The following is a 3580-nucleotide window of genomic DNA, read 5'->3' on the forward strand; positions in this document are numbered from 1 at the left end:
CCTGCTGAAAAATTCAGCAGAGCAGTGGAACACCCCTGTCAATTTTGGATCGGCACTATCCCTTTCAGGCTGTCAATTTTCGGTCGGCGGCAACACTCCACAAACTGGTTGAGCAGCAGCACCACACATTGAAGCTCGATGAGTTCTTCCAGGGCTCGACGAAACAGAGCAGGTACTGGTTGGCGCGAGAAGCGTGGAAGCAGCATCTCAAGGTTGATGAGACAGAGCTACGCGCGTTCTGCGAAAGGCTCGCGCTTACCTCTGTGTCGGAGTCATTGGATGATTTCCGACTGCGCATGAATGAGGCCCTGCACTCGTATGGCCTCAAGCCGAGCGAGCCAGGAACCAGTTCGACGAGCTATGACCAACTGCCATACGACTGGCTGGCACAAGGCCGAAACGAATTCGACGCCAAGTCGTTCCGCCAGGCTTGCTGGGACGAAAAGTTGTTCGCAGACCAGGCGCCGCCACCGGCGAAGGTCTTCGGCGTCAAGTCGTTTGAGCATGGCTTCGACCGCCTGGAGGCGCGCTGCGATGAGGTTCTCAATCTTTTGCCTGAGTTCTCCGACCGCTACATGAGGCCCGAGTTCACGTGGGAAAAGGACCTCCTGCCAAAGCTGAACGCATTCATTCGTTCAGCTGGGCAGAAGGAGCAGCGACTTCGCCTCGCGATGGACACCCACCTGACCCTTGCGTTCGCCGCGGGGACCGTGTTGGACACCAAGTCTGGAAAAATTGTGGAGCTCGAGCAGCGCACTCGTGGCGGTGCTGCCATCTGGGCTGCCGATGACGTGCCTGTAGACCCCACCTGGCCGAGCTGGACGTTCAGTGAATTTGACCTGGAAACCGGCGGGGCCGAGGTGGCTGTAGCAGTGTCCATCACCCGGACCACGGAACAACAAGTTCGTGCCGATCTCCTGGGCAAGCCGAGCGTTGGCCGCTTGGTGGTGGCAAGCCTCGCGAGTGGCGCATCACAGGCTGCAGTGTTGAATGGCGCCCACGCCGATCAACTGGCAGACCGACTGGCTAACCACCTGAAGGATCTGAGGTCTGGAGCGGGCACCGCAGTTCGCCCTGAATTGCATCTGTTCATGGCGGCGCCATACAGCTTTGCGTTTTTCCTCGGCAGGCATATCAAGGTTTTGAAGCCAGTAACGTTGTACGAGTTCGACTTCGACGGCGAGCGTGGCGGCGGCTACGTCCCCTCGCTCACCATGGCTGCCGGTACCTAGAGCAGAAGTCCTGATCGATCTAGTGACGCAACTTATCCGGGGTTGAACGTGAGGAATATCGAGGGACTTCTCAGAGGCATGGCGTGCAAAGTTGAGCCGACGGCGACTCAGAAGAAGGCCGCAAGTGCCAGTCACAAGTACTTGCGTGAGCTTATGGACACGGGCGTCATCGATAACCGAATCCTCAGTAGCTTCTTGAGCGGTAGCTATGTCAGAGGCACCGCGGTGAATCCGCTGGGCGACGTGGACATCATCTTCTTGATCGATGAGTCCAAGTGGGAAACGGGGTTTTTTGCAACGCGGCCCAAACCCAGCGTTGTTCTTCGCTCGTTCGCGGACGCGGTTCGCTACCGCTACGAAAAGTCCTCAGCCTTTACGCAGCGTCGCTCCATTAGGTTGGAGCTTTCGCACATCGATATCGACTGCGTTCCGGCTATCGAGATACCGGGGAGCGACTACATCTGGGTCGGCGACCGCAAGGACGATGCCTGGATCAAGTCCTCGCCCCAGCTGCACCACACGGCGCTGACGAAGGCCAATCAGCTGTGCGATGGCTGGGCAGTGCCGGCAATAAAACTCTTGAAGGCATGGAACAGGTCACTGCCCGCAACGGCCCAAGTGCGCTCTTTCGTCATCGAAACCATCGCAGTTACAGCATTCACTGCAGCACCCCAGAAGACCCTGCAGGATTGCGTCTTGGGCTTCTTCGACTTCGTCGTGCAGTTCCGCAGCGACTTCCTTCAGATCGGGAATGCCAGGCTCGGCATCACCATCAGCGGAGTCTTTGGTATGACTGTTCCCGATCTCGCTCGGACCGGAGGCAATGTGGCGAGCGGCATCAGTGGGGACCATGCCACGAGTTTCATGGACAGGGCTAACCGAAGCCGCGAGCTACTGCAGGGCGGGCTGCACGCTCGAACCGAAGACAGCGCGGCAAAGCATGTATTTTCAGCACTTGGGTGGGCGTGAGGCGCTTTCCCTGACGACGAGCTCAGCGTCGTGTAAGTCGTTCTATCAAGCTAGAGCCAAGGCCTAAAAAACGACAGAACAGACGCTTGCACTGCCCAAGTCAGGTCCTGGAGGTGGCAGCCGCCATGTGGTCCCATGCTTGGATTGCCATCACCATCGCCAGCGTGTCCAGCTCGCAGTATCGAAGTAGGGCGCTCTCGATGCTTGCGCGGCGAATATCAGACAGATCCTCGAACTGGAGCCGAGCGTAGGCGGCCATTGCTGCGCCACCTTCCTTCAATTCCTCGGACAGGCCTTCATCGGCTGCATCGGTCTCATCGCGCGAAACGTCATCGAATACCGGAGGTAAAAGCGCGTACGGGTCCATCACTTGGCCATCGCGTTCCTGCCACCAGGCGATGGGCTCCACAAAGTTCAAGCTGACACCCTCGCCGCCGTAGTTCGCCTTACTGTAGGTTTCGCGCAGCGCGGTCGAACCATTCATCAGCGCTGGGAGCACTTTTTTCAGGGAGTTGCTGCCCTTTGTGGAGGGGTGGAAGTAGAACTTCTCTGCGATGTCGCAAAGGTCGACCATGGTCCTGAGCCCGTGAGCCTTCTCCTTAGGCGACACCGACCTAGACGTGATGGATTCGATGAAGCTCACCAGCGCGTCCTTGTCTGGGGGAGGCGCAGCCGACGCAAGCAACTCTTCACGCAGCTTGTTTAGCACGGTGTTCTCGTGCGCGGACCATCGAAAAATCGTCCCATCATCGTTGCTGAGGGCATCGCGTAGCGCACGGACGAAATCAATGTTCGGATCGACACCAGGTTTGGCACAGAGCCACTCACTCCGGTGCTCCACCCAGCCATCTTCGTGGACGACATGATGCGAAAACTGGAAGGCGGTGATCTCGTACGGATGCCGACCACTCGCGAAGGGGATTGCCACAGCGCTTGTCTCAAAGTCGATGCAATGCAAAGGGAACTTCCATCCAGCCCTTGCATTTAAATAGCCTTCGCCGTCGAAGTAGTATTCGCCGCCACCTGGCCATGCTGGCTGGCAGACGTACCACTGACGGTGCTTGCGCGTCATGCCGTCAACGCCTGGTTCTTCGCCGTCGAACTTCAAGTCATCCAGCTTTACCTGATTTGCCTTCAGTACTCCATGTTCGATGAGCTGGGTTTTTCCGTGGAAGTTCCAGAGGTCGAGGACCGTCGATCCTGTGAAGTCTGGCTCTCCCCAATTGAATGCCTGAGACCAGCACTCGTGGAAGCCGCTCTTGGGTTGCCCGGCTAACGGCCAGCTAGGGAAGGTCTGCAAAACCTCCCTCCCGTTGAACTGGCAAACGGCGTGAAGTGAGGAGAAGATAGGGGCATGAACCAAATCACGCTGGGGCTGG

Annotated in this window: 3 protein-coding genes; 2 read left to right on the forward strand and 1 reads right to left on the reverse strand. The window is 57.9% G+C overall.

All coding sequences use genetic code 11. The features are described 5' to 3' along the window. Positions 1–128: 128 nt before the first annotated feature. Together K225_RS21300 and K225_RS0119030 are read left to right on the forward strand one after the other, a co-directional pair. Entirely contained in the window at positions 129–1232 is a 1104-nt protein-coding gene (locus K225_RS21300) for an SAVED domain-containing protein (protein WP_155885312.1), read from the forward strand. Positions 1233–1280: 48 nt separating this feature from the next. Beyond that, complete coding sequence (locus K225_RS0119030) at positions 1281–2201, forward strand: nucleotidyltransferase (RefSeq protein WP_162143900.1); 921 nt, start codon at positions 1281–1283, stop codon at positions 2199–2201. A 100-nt stretch (positions 2202–2301) separates the two neighbouring features. Here K225_RS0119030 and K225_RS21305 read toward each other — a convergent pair. Next, the coding region (locus K225_RS21305; protein WP_238323284.1) for a DUF2779 domain-containing protein at positions 2302–3580 on the reverse strand (1279 nt) is incomplete at its 5' end.

Source organism: Acidovorax sp. JHL-9, from assembly GCF_000426205.1.
Lineage (GTDB): Bacteria > Pseudomonadota > Gammaproteobacteria > Burkholderiales > Burkholderiaceae_C > Acidovorax > Acidovorax soli.